A 20,130-nucleotide genomic window follows, 5' to 3' on the forward strand; every position below is an offset into this window, starting at 1 on the left:
CCACCGCATCGGCGAACGAGGCGACCACTGCCGCATCGCTACGAGATGCGAGTTTGAAGGCGATCACGACGACCAGGCCGCGGTAGATCAGCGGTAGAAGGCCGGCAGCGACCAGCGAGCCGATCAACACGTTGACCTCCGACCACAGACACGGACCTTCACGGTGCGAAGGAGCACTCTTCACACCGTAGCAGGAGTGAACTAGCTAGTGCTAACTAGTGCATTACCGTGAGCGGGTGCCGTCGGCCTGCGTCGACCGGTTAGTCTGATGGCGGTCGGCGCGGCCGGTCGTCCCTGGTCATCAGGGGTCTTCCGTAGCTGGTGCTCAGGTGGGCGTCGTCCCCGCTGTGCGGGGGTGGCCGTGTCGACCTCCTTCGCCTCGTCGCACGACGAGCCCGAGATCGTGGTCGTAGGAGACCAGTCGATTGCCGAGGTCGGTCGGTGTGCCGTCCTCGGGCAGCACCAGGGCTCGGGTGTGTTTGAGCCAGGGGTGGCGTCCCCACTCGGGCAAGGGCTTGAGCTTGTCCAGGGCGGCGGGGGTGAGGCCGGCGGGAAGGCGGACGGTGCCGGCGAGGACGTCGTCGAGCAGTTCGGGGCCGCGTTCGCCGTGCGTGCCGATGCGCACTCCGCGGTAGGTGCTGTACCCGTGCCCGCTCTGCCGCAGCAGGACGACCTCGGTGGATTCCTCGCCGTCGCGCACGAGGGCGTCGAGCCGGGTCTGTTCCTGCGCGTCGGCGACGTGGGCGTAGTGCAGTCCGGCGAGTGTGGGTGCCGACCACTGGCCGTGAGCCGACAGCAGGTACTGCGCGGCCGTCTCAGCGCGCGTGCGTTCGCTGCCGACCCAGGTGTCGCGGGCCGTCGTCTCCTCGTCCGGCCACGGCGTGCGGGCACTGTCGGTTTCGGAGTACACCGCCTCCACCAGTGGTGGAACGTCGGCTGGCACCGACCAGGCGCGGCCATCGGCGGCTTCGAAGACCAGAGCCGCGGTGCGCAGCAGCAGGTAGCGGCCGTAGATGGCTTCGCTGCTTCCGGGGAAGCTCGGTGCGGTGCTGTCGTCGCGGTCGACGCCGGTGATGACGACGGAGGGCTGCTCCAGCGCTGCCGGACGGTCGCCGCGGTGGTGCCGGTGCAGCCGGCCGATCCGCTGCAGCAGAAGGTCGATTGGGGCGAGGTCGGAAATCAGCAGGTCCGCGTCGACGTCGAAGGACTGCTCGGCCAGTTGCGTGGCGACCAGGATCATCCGGGTGGGCCTGTCGGGTCCGTCTGAGCGGGGTGCGCCGAGCAGGTCCAGGCACTCCGTCGTGCGGGTGGCACGGGGTTCGACGGCGAATCTGCCGTGCAGCAACCGCACGTCCTCGCCGAAGCTGCTCCTCAGCCACCGGTAGGTGTCCTGCGCGCGCTGCACGTCGTTGCGGATGATCAGAACGCATCCGCCACCGCTGAGCCGTTCCTCCAGCAACGCCGTCAGCTCGGGGAACTCCCCCGCGCCCGCTTTGGTTTCGGTCAGCGTCGACAGCCGGACGGGACGAGAGGTGCGCCAGCCCGCCGAGGAGGTGACCGTCACCAGGGGCTCGCCGTCGGCGACGCAGGCGGTGGTGGTGTTGGGATAACCGGTGGCCGGCGGCAGATCGGGCAGCTGGGTCGGTTCACCGCCGCGGGCACCGGTCACGTACGCCTCGACCAGGTCCCGGCGCTGACTCGTCGGCAGGGTCGCCGACAGCAGGATCACCGGCACCCGGGCCTGCCCCAGCCAGCGCAGCGCCTCGAGCAGGAACTGGGACATGTAGACGTCGGCGGCGTGCACCTCGTCGAGCACCACGACCTTGCCGACCAGCCCTGCCATGCGCAGCATCACGTGCTTGGTGCACGTGGCGGCGTGCAGGAGCTGATCGACGGTGCCCACCACCACCGGCGCGAGCAGGCCACGCAGACGGCCCAGCAGCCACTGAGCCGGCCCCGAGGCGTCAGAGCCCTCGCTGTCGGAGCAGCAGTCGTCCTCGTCGGAGGACATGCCGTACTGGTCCTCACCCACACCGCGGAACCAGTCGTCCGGATCCGCCTCGGCACCGGCCGCGCCGATCATCTTCTTCCACTCGGCGTTGAAGTCGCGCTTGCCGTGCAGCAGCACGACGTGCTCCTGCAGACCGGGCGCCACCGCAGCGACCCACTCTCGCACCCTGGTGAACATCGGGTCGCAGGTCGCCTGGGTCGGCATGCCCACGAACACCCCGTCAGCGCCGAACCTGGCCGCCAGCACCTCCGCGGCAGCCAACGCCGCCTCGGTCTTGCCCTCCCCCATCGGCGCCTCGCTGATCAGCAGACCGGGAGTCGGCATCTGCCGCGCCAGCGCGACGACGTCGCGCTGGAAGGGCCGTGCCGAACGCCCGAAGCGGGCCGACACCACGTCCCCGCCAGGCTCGCTCAGCGCCCCCCAGCCGCCACGAAGCCGCAGCGCCTGCCACGCTCTGCCGGCCCGCTCCCGCGCACCGTCCATGCTGACCCCGGCGAGATCATCGATTCCGGTGAAGTAGCGCGCGTCGCTGGCGATCCAATCCGCCATGACGATCAGTCCGCTCAACTGCAACTGCTCAGCTCGCGCGGGCGTGTGCACCGGTTCGGCCGAGGCGAGGTCGGTGAAGCCGACCGCGCGGGTGAACACGTCGACCAGCGCACGCTGGACCTGCGACCAGGCGACACCACGCCCCTGCCCGTCACCGCGCGACTTGGGCCCGCACACCTGGCGGCGCCTCGGGAAGACCCCGTGGTGGCCGCCGATCAACGGCCACACCCACTCCACCGGGTCCTGCGACCACCCGGCGTCGGCCAACTGGTCCATCAGCAGCCGAGCCCCGGCCTTGTCGTGACGCCACCCCATGCCGGGACGAACCGCCGCCGACCAGGACAAACCCGCACCCAGCACTCTCGCAGCCCCCTCACGGTCGAGGACCTGGAACGCAGGCGTCGCCTTTCCGCAGTCGTGAATTCCGCACAGCCACGCGAAGAACACCCGCCCACGCCCACCCGAGACCCGGTCCAGCAGTTCGCGGGTCGAGTTCGCGAGGAAGTGGTCCCAGAGCAACTCCGCCACTGCGGCTGTGTCAAAAAGGTGGGAGACGACCAGGTTCATGGTCCCTCCCGCATTTTTGCGGGATTTACCCCACAGCGCACCAAGTCGAGCACAGGTCTGGGCATCACAGCCCAGGTTCTCAGCGATGACAGCAGCGCTGACCACTCTGATCCGTCTCCTCGAAGGCTTCGGCAACAGCTCGGACGCAGAGTAGCGAGAGTCACCGACAAGACCGGACGAGCGGCGAACTCAAGCCCCTCACCCCACTCGGGAGACCCGCCCCGACGACACCACCTGGTCGAGTCACGCACCGTTCCAGAACGAAGCCGACCTTCAAGACGATAAGCTGACATTAGATGGACTAAAGGCATGACTGCGAGCAACGTCGGGCCATGCACATCGCTACCCTAAAGCCGTTCACCAGCGAAGACGCCGCATGAGACAACAGGGCCATGTCACTTGCGGCGCGAACGTCGGACGGCGATGACGTCACTGCCGGTCACCCCGGCGCGACCAGAAAGACTCAGATTGTCAAGGACAAGCCAAAATCTCAGCATTACGCGGTCGTGCTCGCCCCCGAAGATCCCCCACCTGCACGAGATCGAACTCGACAGGCTTGCTCATGATCTCACCGCGCTCGGAAGATCCCCACGAGCGCGGAGTCGAGCAAGGATGGACCGTCCGTACGCCAGCCACAACTGCTGGCACCCGTGGACCACAATGGCCGCGTCCTGTCCTCCCGCCTCCACCGATCATGCCCCCACCCCCACCAGGAAGCCCTGAAACACAGTGAATCAAAAACACTGTGAACATTCAGAAACCGCAGCTCAGCGAGCCTCGTCCCCGCGTACGCGGGGGTCTTCCCCGTGTGGACCCTGAGGAGGCCCGTGCGCGTTCCTCGTCCCCGCGTACGCGGGGGTCTTCCGTCGAGGAACGCCTGGTGTACCTGCAGGCGCGGCTCGTCCCCGCGTACGCGGGGGTCTTCCGTCGCCGCCGATGCCCTCACGGGCCCGGTCGGCCTCGTCCCCGCGTACGCGGGGGTCTTCCCGAGCTCACCGCGGCCAGACGCCGCGCCCTCGTCTCGTCCCCGCGTACGCGGGGGTCTTCCGCTCATCGGGTCCCCCGCGGCTGGGTGGGGACGCTCGTCCCCGCGTACGCGGGGGTCTTCCCCCGAGCGTCACGCCCGCGGTGAACTCGCGGCTCTCGTCCCCGCGTACGCGGGGGTCTTCCGGGGTGAGGCGGGATGGCCGCGTCGTTCGCCACCTCGTCCCCGCGTACGCGGGGGTCTTCCGATGCGATCCATGATCTCGTCGCGATGCATCTCCTCGTCCCCGCGTACGCGGGGGTCTTCCCCGCGCGCTGGGCGTCGGCGAGCGGGTGTGGGTCTCGTCCCCGCGTACGCGGGGGTCTTCCCGTAGAGAGGAGGTGACCGACTGTGGCCGTGATCTCGTCCCCGCGTACGCGGGGGTCTTCCCCGCGTCACGCACCACGCACGGCCCAGGGGCCCCTCGTCCCCGCGTACGCGGGGGTCTTCCCGGGACGAGCACCCCCTCCGCGTGGGAGGGGCTCTCGTCCCCGCGTACGCGGGGGTCTTCCCCTCGGGTGGACCGTGGCCGGTCGGCTGGTCGACTCGTCCCCGCGTACGCGGGGGTCTTCCCTGGGCGTGCTGGGCTGCGAGCGCCGCGTCGGTCTCGTCCCCGCGTACGCGGGGGTCTTCCCGTGGTGGCCCCGGTGCCGCCTGTGAACTCGGCCTCGTCCCCGCGTACGCGGGGGTCTTCCCGTCGCCTGGATGTCCGTCCAGCCCTTGACGTGCTCGTCCCCGCGTACGCGGGGGTCTTCCGTGTCGCAGTACGAGATGGGAAACACCGATCGACTCGTCCCCGCGTACGCGGGGGTCTTCCTATGCTGGTCAGGGTGCTTGGCTGCACCCCGTACTCGTCCCCGCGTACGCGGGGGTCTTCCCGATGGGGTCGGTGCTGGTTTCGGGGGTTGCCTCCTCGTCCCCGCGTACGCGGGGGTCTTCCACGGGCGAGTTCCCCACCCTCGGCTACGCGGTCCTCGTCCCCGCGTACGCGGGGGTCTTCCCTGCTCGCGCTACCCGACGTCGCCCACGTCGATCTCGTCCCCGCGTACGCGGGGGTCTTCCCGCCGCCCGGATCGACAGCTGCTGCTGCCGGTGCTCGTCCCCGCGTACGCGGGGGTCTTCCGCGAGTGCCGCCGTCGTAGGAGCCAGCGCTGGACTCGTCCCCGCGTACGCGGGGGTCTTCCACGGCCTCCGGCGCTGTGGGGTGCCAGAACTCTGCACTGGCATGTTGAGCTGCGACGATCGCGCATGCTGGACCTCCAGGGCATGATCGTGAGGTGTGGCGTTACGACTGCTGTACCTGATCTTCGTCCGGCTCGGTGACTGGTTGGTTCTGCTCGGCCGGTCCTCCGCGGCCAAGAACGTCGAGCTGCTGGTACTGCGGCATGAGATCGCCGTGCTGCGACGAACCAACCCAGGTCCGCGGCTGGAGTGGGCCGATCGTGCGGTGCTCGCCGCGTTGGTTCGCCGATTCCCCCGACGGCTGCGCGAGCACCGGTTGGTGACACCGGGCACCATCCTGCGATGGCATCGACGCCTGGTCGCGAGGAAGTGGACCTCCCCGAACCGCACCGGCCGACCGCCGGTCGACGACATCGTCGTGGCGTTGATCGAACGAATGGCACGGGAGAACACCGGCTGGGGCTACCGCAGGATCCAGGGCGAACTGCTCAAGCTCGGCCACCGGGTAGCCGCCTCAACGGTTCGCCGCGTGCTCAAGCGCCTGCGAATACCGCCCGCACCCCAGCGTGACACCGACATGTCATGGCGACGGTTCCTCCGCGCCCAGGCCACGAGCATGTTGGCCTGCGACTTCTTCCACGTCGACTGCGCCGTCACCCTCAAACGCGTGTACGTCTTCTTCGTGATGGAAGTCGCCACCGCTACGTCCACATCCTCGGCACCACCACCAACCCCGACGGGGCATGGACCACCTAACAAGCCCGCAACCTGCTCATGGACCTCGACGGCCAGGCCGACAGCTTCCGGTTCCTCATCCGCGACCGGGCCGGTCAGTTCACCGCCTCGTTCGACGCGGTCTTCTCCGCCACCGGCATTCAGGTCGTGAAGATCCCACCACGATGCCCGCGAGCCAACGCCCACGCCGAGCGGTTCGTCGGGACCGTCCGACGCGAAGTCACTGACCGACTGCTCATCATCAACCAACGCCACCTGCGGACGGTGCTGGACCGCTACGCATCCCACTACACCCACCGCCAGCCCCACCGAGCACTCCAGCTCGCACCACCACGACCGGATAGGCCAGCAGTAGAGCCGAGCTGCACGTCGATACATCGCCGACCAGTCCTCGACGGCCTGATCAACGAGTACGAACACGCAGCCGCCTAACCGCAGGTCAGACCACGTGGCCGACTATCGGCACCCCACAACCGCTTCCCCAATAAAAGTAGATGCAATCTACGTAGATCACGTCTATATTGATGGCCATGTCGGGTTTCGTGGGCAGACAGGCCGAGCTGCGCCTCTTGCGCAAGCGCCTCGACCGGGTGATCACCTCACGGGAAGGGGCCGCGATCGCCATCCGCGGACGACGGCAAGTGGGCAAGTCCCGACTGGTCCAGGAGTTCTGCGACCGGGCCGACGTCCCCTACTTCTACTTCGCCGCCACCAAGGGCGCGTCATCGGTCGAGTCGATCACCGCCTTCTTCTCCGAACTCGCCGACTCGTCCCTGGCCGCCGGACAGGCAGGTCCGCCCACCGGGGTCACCGGCGGATGGCCCGACGCGTTCCGCGTCCTGGGCGCGACGCTGCCGGACACCCCGGCGGTCGTGGTGCTCGACGAGTTGCCGTGGTTGGCCGAACAGGACGAGGTCTTCGACGGCGCGTTGCAGACCGCGTGGGACCGGCTGTGGTCACGGCGCCCTGCGTTGCTGGTGCTGCTGGGCAGCGACCTGCACATGATGGAACGCCTCACCGCCTACGACCGCCCCTTCTACGGACGTGCGGACAACCTCGTGCTCGGACCGCTCAACCCCGCCGAGACCGGACAGGCCCTCGGCCTGGACGCGGCGGACGCCATCGACGCCCACCTCGTCACCGGCGGACTGCCCGGCATCATCCGCAGCTGGCCCCACGCCATGCCACCGGCCGACTTCCTGCGCGGGGAATGCGACGACCCGGCCGCGCCCCTGTTCGGCGTGCCCGAGTCCTCCCTGCTGGCCGAGTTCCCCTCACCCGACCAGGCCCACCGCGCCGTGGAATCGATCGGCGGGGACAACCGCACCCACGCCAACATCGCCGCCACCGCCGGAAGCAACCAGGGACACATCCCCTCCGGAACACTGTCACCGCTGCTGCGCCGACTCACCGAGGAGAAACGAGTCCTGGCGGTGGACCACCCGCTATCCACCAAGCCCGGCAAACCAGCTCTCTACCGGATCGCCGACAGCAACCTGCGCTTCTACCTGCCCATCGGACGCGCCGTCCAGGAACAAGCCCGCCGCGGACGCCCCCACATCGGCACCCGCATCCTGCAACGCCAATGGACCAGCTGGCGCGGACGCGCCGTCGAACCACTCATCCGCGAAGCACTGGAACTCGCCGGACAAGCCGGCCAACTGCCCTGGCTCGACACCACCGCGGTAGGCGGCTGGTGGAACCGACAGCACAACCCCGAAGTCGACCTCGTCGGAGCCGACCGCTCCCCCGTCGCCAGCCGCATCGACTTCGCCGGGTCGATCAAGTGGATCGGCAGCGCGTTCGACCGTCACGACCTCGAAACACTCCGCCACTCCGCCAACCACGTCCCCGGCTACGAGACAGGCCGCTCCGGCATGGCCGTCGTGTCCCTGTCCGGCACGGACATCGACACCGACGACGCCGACCTCGTATGGGGACCGCAAGAGATCATGGACTGCTGGAAGACTGGCTGAACAGTCCGGCAGACTGCGCCGCTTGAGTGCGTGTGGGCTTGACCCGTTTTGGCGGACATCCGAGATCAGGGGACGCGTGTCCCCGGAGGGTTGTTCCATCATGGAGCCCATGGGCAGGAAGAAGCGGCGGCCTCGGCGGTCGTTCACCGCGGCGTTCAAGGTCGAGATCGTGGAGCTGTGCTCGCGGGGTGACCGATCGGTGGGTCAGGTCGCGTAGGACTTCGACCTGACCGAGACCGCGGTGCGGCAGTGGGTCGTGCAGGCCGAACGCGACGCTGGCACCCGAGCCGACGGGTTGACCACCGACGAACGCGAGGAGCTCGCGAGGCTGCGACGGGAGAACCGCCACCTGTGGGGTTCCACAACTCTGCACCTGAGCGCTGAGCTGCGGTGATCGCGCATCATGGGCTGTAGAGGCATGATCGCAAGGCGTGGCGTTACGACTGCTGTACCTGATCTTCGTCCGGCTCGTTGGCTGGTTGGTCCTGCTCGGCCGGTCATCGGCGGCCAAGGACGCCGAGATGCTGGCGCTGCGGTACGAAGTCGCCGTACTGCGCCGCAGCAACCCCCGCCCGCGGCTGGAGTGGGCCGACCGAGCGGTGCTCGCCGCGCTGGTGCGCCGACTCCCCCGGCTGCTGTACGAGCACCGTTTGGTGACGCCGGGCACCGTCCTGCGATGGCACCGGCGCCTGGTCGCGAAGAAGTGGACCTACCCCCACCGCACCGGCCGCCCACCGACCGACGACATCGTCGTGGCGTTGATCCAGCGGATGGCCCGGGAGAACGCTGGCTGGGGCTACCGCAGGATCCAAGGTGAGCTGCTCAAGCTCGGCCACCGGGTAGGCGCTTCAACGGTCCGCCGCGTGCTCAAGCGCCTGCGGGTACCGCCCGCGCCCCAGCGCGACACCGACATCTCCTGGCGACGGTTCCTCCGAGCGCAGGTCGCGAGCGTGCTGGCGTGCGACTTCTTCCACGCCGACTGCGCCGTCACCCTCAAGCGGGTCTACGTGTTCTTCGTGATGGACATCGCCACCCGCTACGTCCGCATCCTCGGCACCACCACGGATCCAGACGGCCCTTGAACAACACAACAAGCCCGCAACCTACTGATGGACCTCGGCGACCAGGCAGACGACTTCCGGTTCCTCATCCGAGACCGGGCCGGCCAGTTCACCACCTCATTCGACGCCGTCCTCGCCGGCGCCGGCATCCAGGTCGTGAAGATTCCACCACGGTGTCCACGAGCCAACGCTTACGCCGAACGGTTCGTCGGCACCGTCAGACGCGAAGTCACCGATCGCCTGCTCATCATCAACGAACACCACCTGAGAACAGTGCTGCAGCGCTACGCGGTCCACTACAACCACCGACGACCACACCAAGCCCTACAACTCGCCCCACCACAACCAGACCACCCGACCGCAAAGCCTAGCTACACGTCGATACGCCGCCGACCCGTCCTCGGCGGCCTCATCAACGAGTACGAACCCACAGCCGCCTAACCGCAGGTCAGGCCACATGGATGACTTTTGGAACCCCCCAACGCTGCAGCAGGCCAGAGCCGTGACGGCCACTTCCGCAGCCACGGACGCAACAATCTGGCACCACTGCGAGTTTTAAGGTACTTTGCAACTATGTCCATCGCTGCGTCAGAGATCAACTTCAGCGATCTGTCGAACAAGCCGGCCGACTCCGTCCGCAAGCTCCAGGAGTCGCCGAGCCGGACACTGCTCGTGCACCGCCGCGGCGACGAGGAGGACCTGGTCCTCACCACGGCCAGCAGGGCACAGGAGGTCCGCGAGGTCGTCTCGACCACCACCGCCCTCTTCGTGGCGCTGATGCAGCACAGCGAGAGCGTCCGGGACCTGGTGACCGACGTGATGCCCACGGCCTTCCCCTGGGTACGATTCCTGCCGCGCGAGGACATGCAGGCATTCGTCGTCGAACTCGTCGACACCCTGCAAGCCGCCGACTCGCTGGGCACCCCGGCCCCGGTCACGCAACTCATCAGCCAGTGGCAGCACACCGCCGAAGTCCACGCCGACCCACGACTCCTCGCGATCCTCCGCCAGGACGGCGAAGACCTCGGTGACGTCCCCGCACCGGGAGCAGCCACCGCGTGAGTCCGAAGAAAGGCGATCCTGTCGCCCCGCCCACCATCGGGGACGAGTGGCGCATCCGCTACTGCACCACCGAAGCGGTCAAGGGCTGGCAGGACCTCGAAACCCGAGCATCGGGCAACCTGCGCCAGGCCTGGGAGACCATGCGCAACGACCCAGGCCCGGGTCCTGGCAAGCCGACCAACCGCCACCACCAACTCAAAGGCAGCCTCGCCCACGGCATGCACAACGGGAAGACCCTGCCCCGCTGGCAGATCGAGGTCACCGGCGGCGACCGCATCTGGTACCTGCTGGACGCCGACAAGCACACCGTATGGGTGCAGTACGCAGGTGCCCATCCCAAAGCCACCGAGTAGAACTTAAACGTCGCACACGGACATCGCGCAGTTGAGCGCAATCAAGTGACCAAGTCGTCTCCGGGAGCAAGACAGCCATAGTCGCGACAACTGCAACACCGACACCGCTTGATCGACAGTTAAAGCTGTGGTACTTCAATTCGCAGATCAGAGCTGCGCAGCCAACTTTGGCACCCGCACCCACGCGGGTTCAAGGCGTGCGCAGGGCAGAGCTTGGGAATTGCGGACTGCGCAGGCCCCAGGCGATGTGTTGCGCCGGTAGGCGTGCGGCGCCCATTCACCACCGGGCCGACTCGCTCGAGCGCGTCGATCTTCGGCAGCGGTCCCGCACTTCTACGGAGTGCGCGGAGAATCTGAGGTGGAGACTCATCGGGTGGACGTGCGCAACCGAGTGGCCGCGGAGTCTGTGGGGAACGTCGTCCAAGTCGGTGTCGCGCATTTTCACCCGGCGGCGCCGGTGGTGCCGTGCCAGCTTCCGGCAGTACCCGCCCCGTTCGCCGGACGGGTCGTCGAACTGGCCGTATTGGACCGCCGCGCGCCGGTGAACGTGATCGTCGGCATGGGCGGCATCGGCAAGACCTGGCTCGCCGTCCGGTGGGCGCACCTGCGGCGCGAGTGGTTCCCGGATGGGCAGTTGTTCGTGGACCTGCGCGGGTTCAGTCCCGAGGGTCGGGCACTCGCCTCGGAACGGGCCTTGCGTGCGTTCCTCGCCGCGCTCGGTGTACCGCACGACGCCATACCCGTCGACCTGGACGCACAGGCAAGCGTGTACCGGAGCCTGCTGGCGGACAAGCAGGTACTCATCGTGCTGGACAACGCCGCCGATGCGCGACAGGTCGAGCCGCTACTACCCGGCTGCGACACGTGCACGGTCCTGGTCACCAGCCGGCGACGACTCAAAGACCTGATCACTCGATACGACGCGCGGCACCTGCCGCTGGACGTGTTCGGATCCGATGACGCCCATGCCGTGCTGGTCCGGCGACTGGATGCCGGCCGGATTGCCGTCGAACCGACTGCGGTGGCCGACCTGTTGCGGCTGTGCGCCGGTTTCCCGCTCACCCTGGGCATCGTCGCCGCTGGCGCGTGCACGCACCCTAAGCTGCCGTTGACCGAGTTCGCCGCCGAACTGCGCGACCTCGACATGCCCGAACTCCACGACACCGTGCTGACATGGTCACTGCGCAGGATGCCCGCCGCGCAGCGAACCGCATTCGCCCTGCTCGCCCACGCGCCCGGACCCGACATCGGTCTGCCCGCCGCGGCACGCCTTATCGACCTGCCCCACCGGGAAGCCCGCGTGCTCCTCAACGACCTGACCGACGCGTCCCTGCTCGAACGCAGACCTGACAGCCGCTACGCGCTGCACGGCCTGGTCCGCGCCTTCGCCACCGGCCTTCGACTTCCCGCGTCCGTCCGCGCCGAGGCACTGTCCCGGGTGGTCCACTTCTACACCACCGCGGCACACGCCGCCGACCGCGTGCCCAACCCGAGCAGGCCTGCGCTGGCGTGGCGCGGTGACCCGCCGGTCGAGTTGCACGACCTGGACACCGCACAGGCGTGGTTCGACCGCGAGCACGCCAACCTGCTGTCAGCCCAGCTCGTCGCCGATCATCCCGCAGTATGGCACCTGGCGTGGTGCCTCAACGACTTCCACCGCCGACGCGACCTCCGCCACGACGAACTGGCCACCTGGCAGGCCGCCCTGTCCGCAGCCGACCACCTCGCCGATCCGCACGCCCGCACCCGTGCCCACCGCTTCCTCGGCCGCGCGTGCAACGAACTGGGCCACTACGAATCCGCCGCCCACCACCTGAACCAGGCCCTCGCGCTGAGCCCGGATCCCGTGCAGCACGCCCACGCCCACCGCGAGCTGGCCCGCACCTGGTCCCAATGCGATGACGATCACCGAGCACTACACCACGCCACCCGCGCCCTGGAAATCTTCTGCGCCGCGGACGAACCGGTGTCCCTGGCCCGCAGCTTCAACCAGATCGGCTGGTACACCGCCCGCTTGGGCGACTACGACACCGCCCGTGCCCACTGCCGGACATCCCTGGCACTGCACCGCGAGCTCGACGACCCGGACGGTCTGGCCGACACCGAGAACAACCTCGGCCACATCGGGCACCGCGCCGTCAGACACCTCGAAGCCCTCACCCACTACACCAACGCACTGACCGCGTTCCGCATCCGCGGCAGCACCTGGCAGACCGCACAAACCCTGAACCACCTGGCACACACCCATGCCGCGCTGGACAGACACGACCAAGCTCGAGCGGCCTGGACCGAAGCCCAATCCCTATACCACCGGATGGGTCGCTTCCCCGACCCCGACCGAGCCACCGCCAACCTGCACCCCGCGCGCTACTCCCAGGCAAGTTCGCCACCCCCGTGGCCTTGTGCCTGCCGAAAACATGACCCATGCAGGTAGGGGGGCTTGAACCCAAGACCTCGAAGCGCTCACAGCACGGCTGCGTCCGCCGTGGTATCGACCAGCACGGCGTGATGACCGGCTGTGCTGCTCCGACTGGTTTACCTCGGCGTGACCGACGCGTTCGCGCTGCTGCGCCTGCTGTCCATGAGCGACCGGGACAAAGACTACGGAGATCCTGGCGCTACGGCACCAGATCATGGTCCTGGAACGCCAACTCGGAGACGCCCGCCCACGGTTCTCTCCCGGCGACCGGGCGTTCCCCGCGGCGCTGCCGCACCACCTCCCGACCGCCACGCTTCATCGGCTTCGACTGCTGGTCCGTCCGGACACGGTGCTGCGATGGCACCGCGACCTCCTCGCGCCCCACCACGCCGCCAGATCCCGTCCCAAGCGGCCCGGCCGACCACGGACCATCCGCTCGATCCGACTCCTGGTGCTGCGAGTGGCACGGGAGAATCCCGCTTGGGCTACCGCCGCATCCACGGAGAACTCCTCCTACTCGGCATCAAGATCTCCGCGTCCACGGTGTGGCAGATCCTCAAGAACGCCGGAATCGACCCGGCACCCGAACGCACCACGACGACCTGGTCGGCCTTCCTCCGCTCACAGGCCGACGCACTCCTGGCCTGCGACTTCTTCGAGACTCCATGTTGAGCGGCACCCGACTGTACGTACTCGCGGTGATCGAGCACACCAGCCGCCGGATCCGCGTCCTCGGCACCACCGCGCACCCCACCGCCACCTGGGCCACCCAAGCCGCCAGAAACCTCGCCATGGACCTCGGCGACGCAGGCCGACACGCGCGATTCCTGATCCGCGACCGCGACGAAAGTACCCCGCACTGTTCGACGCCGTCCTCGCCGACGCCGGCATCCAGATCGCCCTCAGTGGCGTCCGGATACCGCGGATGAACTCGATCACGGAACGCTGGATCCGCATCTGCCGACGCGAACTACTCGACCGCACCCTCATCCGGAACCAACAACACCTACTCCACGCCCTGCACGAGTACGAGCACTTCTACAACAACCACCGCCCCACCAAGTCATCGACAACGCACGACCACTGCGCACGCTGCCACCAGCCGTCACCAATCAAACAGCGGTCACCCGACTCGACATCCACCGACGACAACAACTCGGCAGCATCCTCAACGAGTACCTGCGCGCCGCCTGACCTGCACGGACGACATTTTCGGTAAGCACAGATCTCCCGACGAATACCCCGCGCCACTCGACCTCGTGGACAGCATTCCCGTCAAGCAGAACAGCACTATCCCGAAATGAGAAGCCCCTGACCGATCAGTGACTTCCCTGACACACAGGTCATTGGTAGACCTTGATCTCCGATGAGTGTGCACGGAACGAAGCCCGCGGCCAGAAGATTTGGTGCAGCATCGTCGACGGTGCATCAGCGGCATCCAACACCGCTATAGCGGACAACAGCGCAGGACCATAGCCTTGGCGGGCCACATCAGCGGTTACTCCGAGGTCCGCACGTCGGAAAATCCATGCTGCGAACCCGAAGACCACCAGGGCGATCAATCCCTGGTAGAGCAGCACCATACCCGCGAACAAGGCGACCAGGAACGCGGCGAACACGACCAGGTAGAACAGCAATCCCACCCCGGCGCCGAACTCCGTTTTGGGTTTCAAGCCGTCAGCGACTCCGCCCATCCCCTTGCCGACGACTCGCACCAATTTGAACACCAGGTAGGTGAACGCGATGCCCAAGATCATCGGTAACGCGGCCCACAAGCACAGCCCCAGAATCGGTGCAATGAAGTTCTCCTGCCGCCGCGTCCGCTGAACAAGCAGTGCTTGCAACTCATCAATGTCCAACCGCTCCAGGGCGAGGCGCGGCACCGTGACGGCGTGGAACCCGATGTCCGAGAATACGTCGTCGTGGTTTGTAATCAGGATCGGACGGGAGTCAGAGGCGCCACCGACGCCCCGACTGAGCGGCTCGAGGCGTCGCCACTCCTCCGGACTGGGAACCCGACCGCCGAGTGCCGTCAGCAGTGCCAGGTTCATCGATTTGACGAGAATGAATGGAAGTGTGGCGATCATGACGACGGCGGTCGTCCAGAGCACACCCCCCTCCATCTGCGGCACGACGCCAGCCAATCCTGTGATACTGACGAAAGACGCCCCGATAATCAGCAGGAGCACACCGACTAGAGCTAGTTTTCCCTTGTGTGCGAGCATCGTTCAACCCATCCGTCACAGTGTGCACCGTTCGGCGGCACGTGGAGCCCGAAGGAGGACCCGGTCAGCATGCCGCAGATCGAAGAGTGATCCAACTTTCCCGATCAATCCCGATCAGCGCGTCGTCAGTCCGGCATACTGGTGCGCAGACGAATCGCGATGGACTCAAGGAGGAGGCGGTAGTGACATCCGACGGATCGACACCGCTCGGCGAACCCCCGATTCCTGACGAACCCGCATCTTTGCGGGAGTTCGCTGAACGCCTCCAGGCCCTGCGGGTGTGGGCTGATGTGGGGCCTCGGGCCCTGCCCGGCATGGTCGAGACGGAAAGACGCAAGCGCGGAATTCCATCGCACGAGGTATACACGGCCTACTCGACCCTGCACAACCTCTTCCAGGCTGATCGCAAGCGGTATGACACCACACTGCTGTTCGACACGATCCGAGCATTGCTCAGGCAGGGACAGCAGCATCCGCAGAAGTTGGAACAGCAGGTGGAGGCGTGGCGCCGGGCTTTCTACCGTGCGCGTGCGATGCCGTCCCGCATCGCCAGCTACCTGGGATTCACCCTGGGCCCCTTGAACACAGGTTGTCGGATCCTGGAGGGCAACGGGGAGCGTCCGATCGAGGAAGATGACGTGCGCGTGATCTGTGCCTGCCGATAACCTCATCCATGCAGGTAGAGGACGCACAGCGCTTGGGGTTCCGAGGCGCTCAGGGGCACGGCTGCCATCCGCTGCGGCATCGACCAGCACGGCATGATGACCGATCGTGCTGCTCCGACTGGCCTACCTCGGTGTGACCAACGCGTTCGCCTTGCTGTGCTTGCTGCCGATAAGCGACCGGGACAAGGACAGAGATCCTAGCGCTGCGGCACCAGATCACCGTCCTGGAGCGCCAACTCGGAGACGCCCGTCCGCGGTTCTCCCCCGGCGACCGGGCATTCCTCGCCGCCCTGCTGCACCGACTCCCGGCTGCCACGCTTCGTCGACTCCGACTACTGGTCCGGCCGGACACGGTGCTGCGGTGGCACAGGGGCCTCATCACACGCCGCCACGCGGCCAGATCCCGACCCAAGCGGCCCGGCCGACCACGGACCATCCGCTCCATCCGGCTCCTGGTTCTGCGTCTGGCGCGGGAGAATCCTGCCTGGGGCTACCGCCGCATCCACGGCGAACTCCTCGTACTCGGCATCAAGATCGCAGCATCCACCGTCTGGCAAATCCTCAAAGACGCCGGAATCGACCCGGCACCCGAACGCACCTCGACAACCTGGGTGACCTTCCTCTGCTCGCAGGCCGACGCGCTCCTAGCCTGCGACTTCTTCGAGACCACCACCCTGAACGGCACCCGACTGTACGTACTCGCGATCATCGAACACGCCAGCCGCCGGATCAGCGTCCTGGGCGCCACCGCACACCCCACCGCATCCTGGGTCACCCAAGCCGCCAGAAACCTCGTCATGGACCTCGAAGACGAAGGCCAACACGTGCGGTTCCTGATCCGCGACCGCGACGGGAAGTTCCCCGCTCTGTTCGACGAGATCCTCGCCGACGCCAGCATCCAGGTCGTTCTCAGCGGAGTCCGCATCCCGCGGATGAACGCGATCATGGAACGCTGGATCCGTAGCTGCCGCCGCGAGTTCCTCGACCGCACCCTCATCTGGAACCAACAGCACCTGCTCCACGCGCTACGCCACTACGAGCACTTCTACAACACCCACCGGCCCCACCAAGGTATCGCCAACGCCCGACCGTTGCAGCCGCTGCCACAACCGGCCACCGATCAAGCAACCCTCACCCACCTCGACATCCGCCGACGACCGCGACTGGGAGACATCCTCAACGAGTACCATCACGCCGCCTGACCTGCACGGACGACATTTTCGGCAAGCACAACGTCAGGAGTGCCGGACGTGATCGTGAGCGCCTGGGCCGGCCACGCGGACCTGAGCTTCACCAAGCGGGTCTACGTCCACCCCAACGCCGAGCACCTCAGAGAGGCCGCTGATCAGCTCGACGTGCTGCTCGGTTAGGAAGCAATACGAGCGTTCGTGAGAAAATGTGAGACGACATGCCCGGAAATGCAATCAGGGCCTTGTCTCACCGTAGTGATCCAAGGCCCTGACCTGGGCTTTCGCCGTACTTCGACCGTCGGGACGACAGGATTCGAACCTGCGACCCCTTGACCCCCAGGACGTCTGGGTAGCCGTTTACCTGGGGAAATACAGTTTCTGACACCCACTGATCCGAACCGCGGTCGCTGGCTTTGCTGCTGTCGCTGAGCTTCTGGTCCACACGTGGTCCACACGTGCCTACGTCACTTGATCGTCGAACATGTGACCGTACACCATTTACTCCGAGTCATCAGCGCGCCTTCAGAAAAACTACGGAAGATTCTTTAGAACTTATTCACAATACCGTCCGCGTATTTACACCCCAACTAAAGCGCCAGGAGAAAGATCTACACGATTCATGACCGCACCAACATTACTAAGGATTTCAGTTACTATACCTACTTTTACAGGTTCATCGGCTTGCAATTTCTAAGTTTTAACTAGACTATCTCGATTCGCGCCAAAGCAACCTTGAATCCGCATGATCGAATAATCTTTGCATGGCGAAAAAGGTTCACTTTACTGAAAAAGAACAAAGAATCTGCGAGCCGCCCAGGCTTTTTGGTGGCAATGGCGTAAACGAATGTCCAGTCAGCATGAGTACCAAAGCTAGCGTTCGCCAGGACTCCACCAAGATGCTCAACAACTTTGTTTCTGTAATCAGCCTCGTTCATAAGTGCAGCCGATACGCTCGCTTGAGAGAAAAGATGAGATAGCGTGCTCGATTGAGAAGCGCGTTTCACGCAGAGCAGTTTTTTATCAGCAGTCAAAGCATCACAAATCTCCACTTTTTCGTATCTGCCGAAGTGAAAGTTCTTCTTATCTAGATGCACGTATCCGCGTTTATTGCAAATGAAGGTATTGTACTCACCTTCGGCAGAATCCGCATTAAGCACTTTTGTGTCCCATGGTTCAAGCGCAAGATCATCGGATATATCTTCTATGTCGCCGACAAAATTTCTTACCTCGTCCAGGAACGAGGCAGCTATACGAAACCACACCCCCGAGGTCAGCGCGAATCTACCTTCTCCCGGAAATTCAATTTCAGCCTGTATATAGTTGTACAATTTATATTCGCGATCAGCTGGATTCCCATCATCTTTCAAGGGAATGACCATCACGCGGTGCATCCAAACTGCACTTTTTGGAAGGTTAAACTCTTTTATTGCTGCATACACATCCTCGGCATTCAAATCATCTAGCACTACTTTTCGTCGATAGCGAATCTGATAGTGATCTGCATCGAGATGTTCAAACGGGTCAGGGGCAGCGAAGCCCAACTCGTCACTTTCAGCTCTAAGCATTTTTTCAACCGCCGCGTCGAGCCGTTCAACGAGCGGATCACGCTTGTCGATACGAGTGAAATTGTCAAGAAACCCAAATGCACTCTTGTAGGTTTCATCCTGATAAACTTTTGAAATTTCCTTCAGCTTTTCGGGGAGTTTTCGAAGTGAGAAATCTTTGATCGTAAGCCTCAGCGAATCCGCGCCGGCAGCAGTGGATGCAAAATCAGCATCGACAACTTTACCACCCAGATTTTTTACCCACTCTTCAGAAGTTTCAATTCCGAGTTCATGCAACTCGCTAGCTGATGGCAGAATTATCTTCTGACTCCGAGAGGAGCTGCTAAACCCTTTGGTATCCGCGCTAACGACTTTATCAGACGCGATCACGTTAGCGGTTACGCGCAGCCCAAACCCCGGCTCAAGATTTTCGACAGCAATGGCATGAAAGCCACTGCTAAACGTCAGAGCAAATATTCGCCCATCCACTCTGGCAAGTAGCACACCTGCACTTGACTGAATACGCAGTTCATCTAGCGCAACTTCGCTAATAACCAAAGACCGTACTGCAGTAGCCCAAGTCGGCTCTTTGGGCGACCTGGGAAGAACAAATAGTTTCCATTCAAAATCATCCACCGGAAGCAGCTGAACTTCTTGAAAAGAATCGCCGTCACGAAGAGCTGCAGAAGAAAACTCGACACCTTCACGAAGAAGATAGAGCGTAATTCGCATTGGATCTCCTAGCAGCTGAGACTCCAACCCACCAGGGTCAGCACTTGCTTGAAGATCGGCCACAACCGAACAGGTGTTACAGTCAGCAACCCCGATGTCACCCGATCGAGTGGTTCCTTCCACAAAAACCGGAAGATGAGGACACAAGTTGACATATGAGAGTAACGCTTTGAGCAGTTCGAACGACTAGTTGTGCCACCATCAGCTCCACCATCTGGCGCAGACAATTCAGCATTGATGGGGCGCACATTTTTACAGTAACTACCATCTTTACCGAAAGTGTTTACACAACCCTGAAATTTAAGCCATATAAATCAATGACAACCAGAGCATAAAGATCGAAGCGGGAGAAGTTTGCTAAAATTGTCCAATGAAAATGACCACAGCCCAGGCAAAACGATCTTTTTCCGGCAGCAGAGTAGCCAGGTTAGCAACAACAGGCAATAACAGGCAACCGCACATCGTCCCGGTTACTTTTGCATACAAGGATGATGTAGTAGCGATCGCCGTCGATCACAAACCTAAAAGTACTAAAAATCTTAAGAGAATTCGAAACATAATAGAAAACCAGAAGATCTCTATATTGACCGATGCTTACAATGACCTGGATTGGTCACAACTATGGTGGGTGCGTGCCGACGGAATCGCCCAGGTGCTTCAGGAGGGCGCAGATCATGACGAACTTGCATCGTGGTTGGTCGATAAGTACGTCCAGTATCAAGACATACCGCTCGTAGGAGCGGTAATCCAAATCAAGATCCATACGTGGACCGGCTGGTCGTACTCGGGCTGAGCCCACTTCACGTCAAGCCTGAACTCCCCGTAACCTTGGTTG

Annotated in this window: 15 protein-coding genes and 1 CRISPR repeat array; of the genes, 12 read left to right on the forward strand and 3 right to left on the reverse strand. The window is 64.4% G+C overall.

From position 1 onward, the window contains the following. Positions 1 to 325 precede the first annotated feature (325 nt). Positions 326 to 3,232, reverse strand: coding sequence for a CRISPR-associated helicase Cas3' (cas3, locus tag IMZ35_RS26035; protein WP_307868797.1), 2,907 nt, complete (start codon positions 3,230 to 3,232; stop codon positions 326 to 328). Between the two features lie 671 nt (positions 3,233 to 3,903). After that, positions 3,904 to 5,335: direct repeats of the CRISPR family, unit length 28 nt; unit sequence CTCGTCCCCGCGTACGCGGGGGTCTTCC. A 95-nt stretch (positions 5,336 to 5,430) separates the two neighbouring features. On the opposite strand from cas3, the gene IMZ35_RS31105 reads away from it, so the two are divergent. The 9 genes from IMZ35_RS31105 to IMZ35_RS31125 all read left to right on the forward strand — a co-directional run bounded on the left by IMZ35_RS31105 (position 5,431) and on the right by IMZ35_RS31125 (position 14,158). Next, entirely contained in the window at positions 5,431 to 6,219 is a 789-nt protein-coding gene (locus IMZ35_RS31105) for a hypothetical protein (RefSeq protein ID WP_229373356.1), read from the forward strand. After that, entirely contained in the window at positions 6,108 to 6,500 is a 393-nt protein-coding gene (locus IMZ35_RS26045) for an integrase core domain-containing protein (protein WP_229373272.1), read from the forward strand. Before IMZ35_RS31105 ends, IMZ35_RS26045 begins: the two co-directional genes overlap by 112 nt. Before the next feature lie 98 nt (positions 6,501 to 6,598). After that, positions 6,599 to 8,044 (forward strand): ATP-binding protein, encoded by a 1,446-nt coding sequence (locus IMZ35_RS26050; protein WP_199443839.1) that lies wholly within the window; start codon positions 6,599 to 6,601, stop codon positions 8,042 to 8,044. 431 nt (positions 8,045 to 8,475) lie between these two features. Further along, positions 8,476 to 9,126: a hypothetical protein gene (locus IMZ35_RS31115; protein ID WP_229373273.1), complete on the forward strand. Its 651-nt coding sequence runs from the start codon at positions 8,476 to 8,478 to the stop codon at positions 9,124 to 9,126. 27 nt (positions 9,127 to 9,153) lie between these two features. Then, positions 9,154 to 9,546, forward strand: a complete 393-nt coding sequence (locus tag IMZ35_RS26060) for an integrase core domain-containing protein (protein ID WP_229373274.1) — start codon at positions 9,154 to 9,156, stop codon at positions 9,544 to 9,546. Between the two features lie 132 nt (positions 9,547 to 9,678). Continuing rightward, positions 9,679 to 10,167 carry a hypothetical protein gene (locus IMZ35_RS26065; RefSeq protein ID WP_199443840.1) on the forward strand — a complete coding sequence of 163 codons (489 nt, stop codon included), beginning with the start codon at positions 9,679 to 9,681 and terminating at the stop codon, positions 10,165 to 10,167. Further along, on the forward strand, positions 10,164 to 10,520 hold the full coding sequence (locus tag IMZ35_RS26070; RefSeq protein WP_199443841.1) for a type II toxin-antitoxin system RelE family toxin: 357 nt from the start codon (positions 10,164 to 10,166) through the stop codon (positions 10,518 to 10,520). The genes IMZ35_RS26065 and IMZ35_RS26070 overlap by 4 nt, the downstream gene beginning before the upstream one ends. Before the next feature lie 373 nt (positions 10,521 to 10,893). Then, complete coding sequence (locus IMZ35_RS31965; protein WP_199443842.1) at positions 10,894 to 12,954, forward strand: ATP-binding protein; 2,061 nt, start codon at positions 10,894 to 10,896, stop codon at positions 12,952 to 12,954. Positions 12,955 to 13,864: 910 nt separating this feature from the next. Next, a complete protein-coding gene (locus IMZ35_RS31125; RefSeq protein ID WP_229373275.1) occupies positions 13,865 to 14,158 on the forward strand; it encodes a hypothetical protein in 294 nt (97 codons plus the stop codon). A 124-nt stretch (positions 14,159 to 14,282) separates the two neighbouring features. On the opposite strand, the gene IMZ35_RS26085 is transcribed toward IMZ35_RS31125, so the two are convergent. Next, the gene (locus IMZ35_RS26085; RefSeq protein WP_199443843.1) at positions 14,283 to 15,164 is read right to left on the reverse strand and encodes a hypothetical protein; all 882 of its coding nucleotides are present in this window, start codon (positions 15,162 to 15,164) and stop codon (positions 14,283 to 14,285) included. Positions 15,165 to 15,346: 182 nt separating this feature from the next. Here IMZ35_RS26085 and IMZ35_RS26090 point away from each other — a divergent pair, with 182 nt between their 5' ends. Both IMZ35_RS26090 and IMZ35_RS26095 read left to right on the forward strand, forming a co-directional pair. Then, complete coding sequence (locus tag IMZ35_RS26090; protein ID WP_199443844.1) at positions 15,347 to 15,829, forward strand: hypothetical protein; 483 nt, start codon at positions 15,347 to 15,349, stop codon at positions 15,827 to 15,829. Positions 15,830 to 16,182: 353 nt separating this feature from the next. After that, positions 16,183 to 17,031 carry an integrase core domain-containing protein gene (locus IMZ35_RS26095; protein WP_307868801.1) on the forward strand — a complete coding sequence of 283 codons (849 nt, stop codon included), beginning with the start codon at positions 16,183 to 16,185 and terminating at the stop codon, positions 17,029 to 17,031. A 689-nt stretch (positions 17,032 to 17,720) separates the two neighbouring features. Here the strand turns inward: IMZ35_RS26095 and IMZ35_RS26100 are convergent. Continuing rightward, on the reverse strand, positions 17,721 to 19,295 hold the full coding sequence (locus IMZ35_RS26100; RefSeq protein WP_199443845.1) for a DUF6119 family protein: 1,575 nt from the start codon (positions 19,293 to 19,295) through the stop codon (positions 17,721 to 17,723). Positions 19,296 to 19,665: 370 nt separating this feature from the next. Here IMZ35_RS26100 and IMZ35_RS26105 point away from each other — a divergent pair, with 370 nt between their 5' ends. After that, complete coding sequence (locus tag IMZ35_RS26105; protein WP_229373276.1) at positions 19,666 to 20,088, forward strand: TIGR03668 family PPOX class F420-dependent oxidoreductase; 423 nt, start codon at positions 19,666 to 19,668, stop codon at positions 20,086 to 20,088. Positions 20,089 to 20,130 lie beyond the last annotated feature (42 nt).

It is taken from the genome of Umezawaea beigongshangensis, from assembly GCF_016464305.1.
GTDB lineage: Bacteria > Actinomycetota > Actinomycetes > Mycobacteriales > Pseudonocardiaceae > Umezawaea_A > Umezawaea_A beigongshangensis.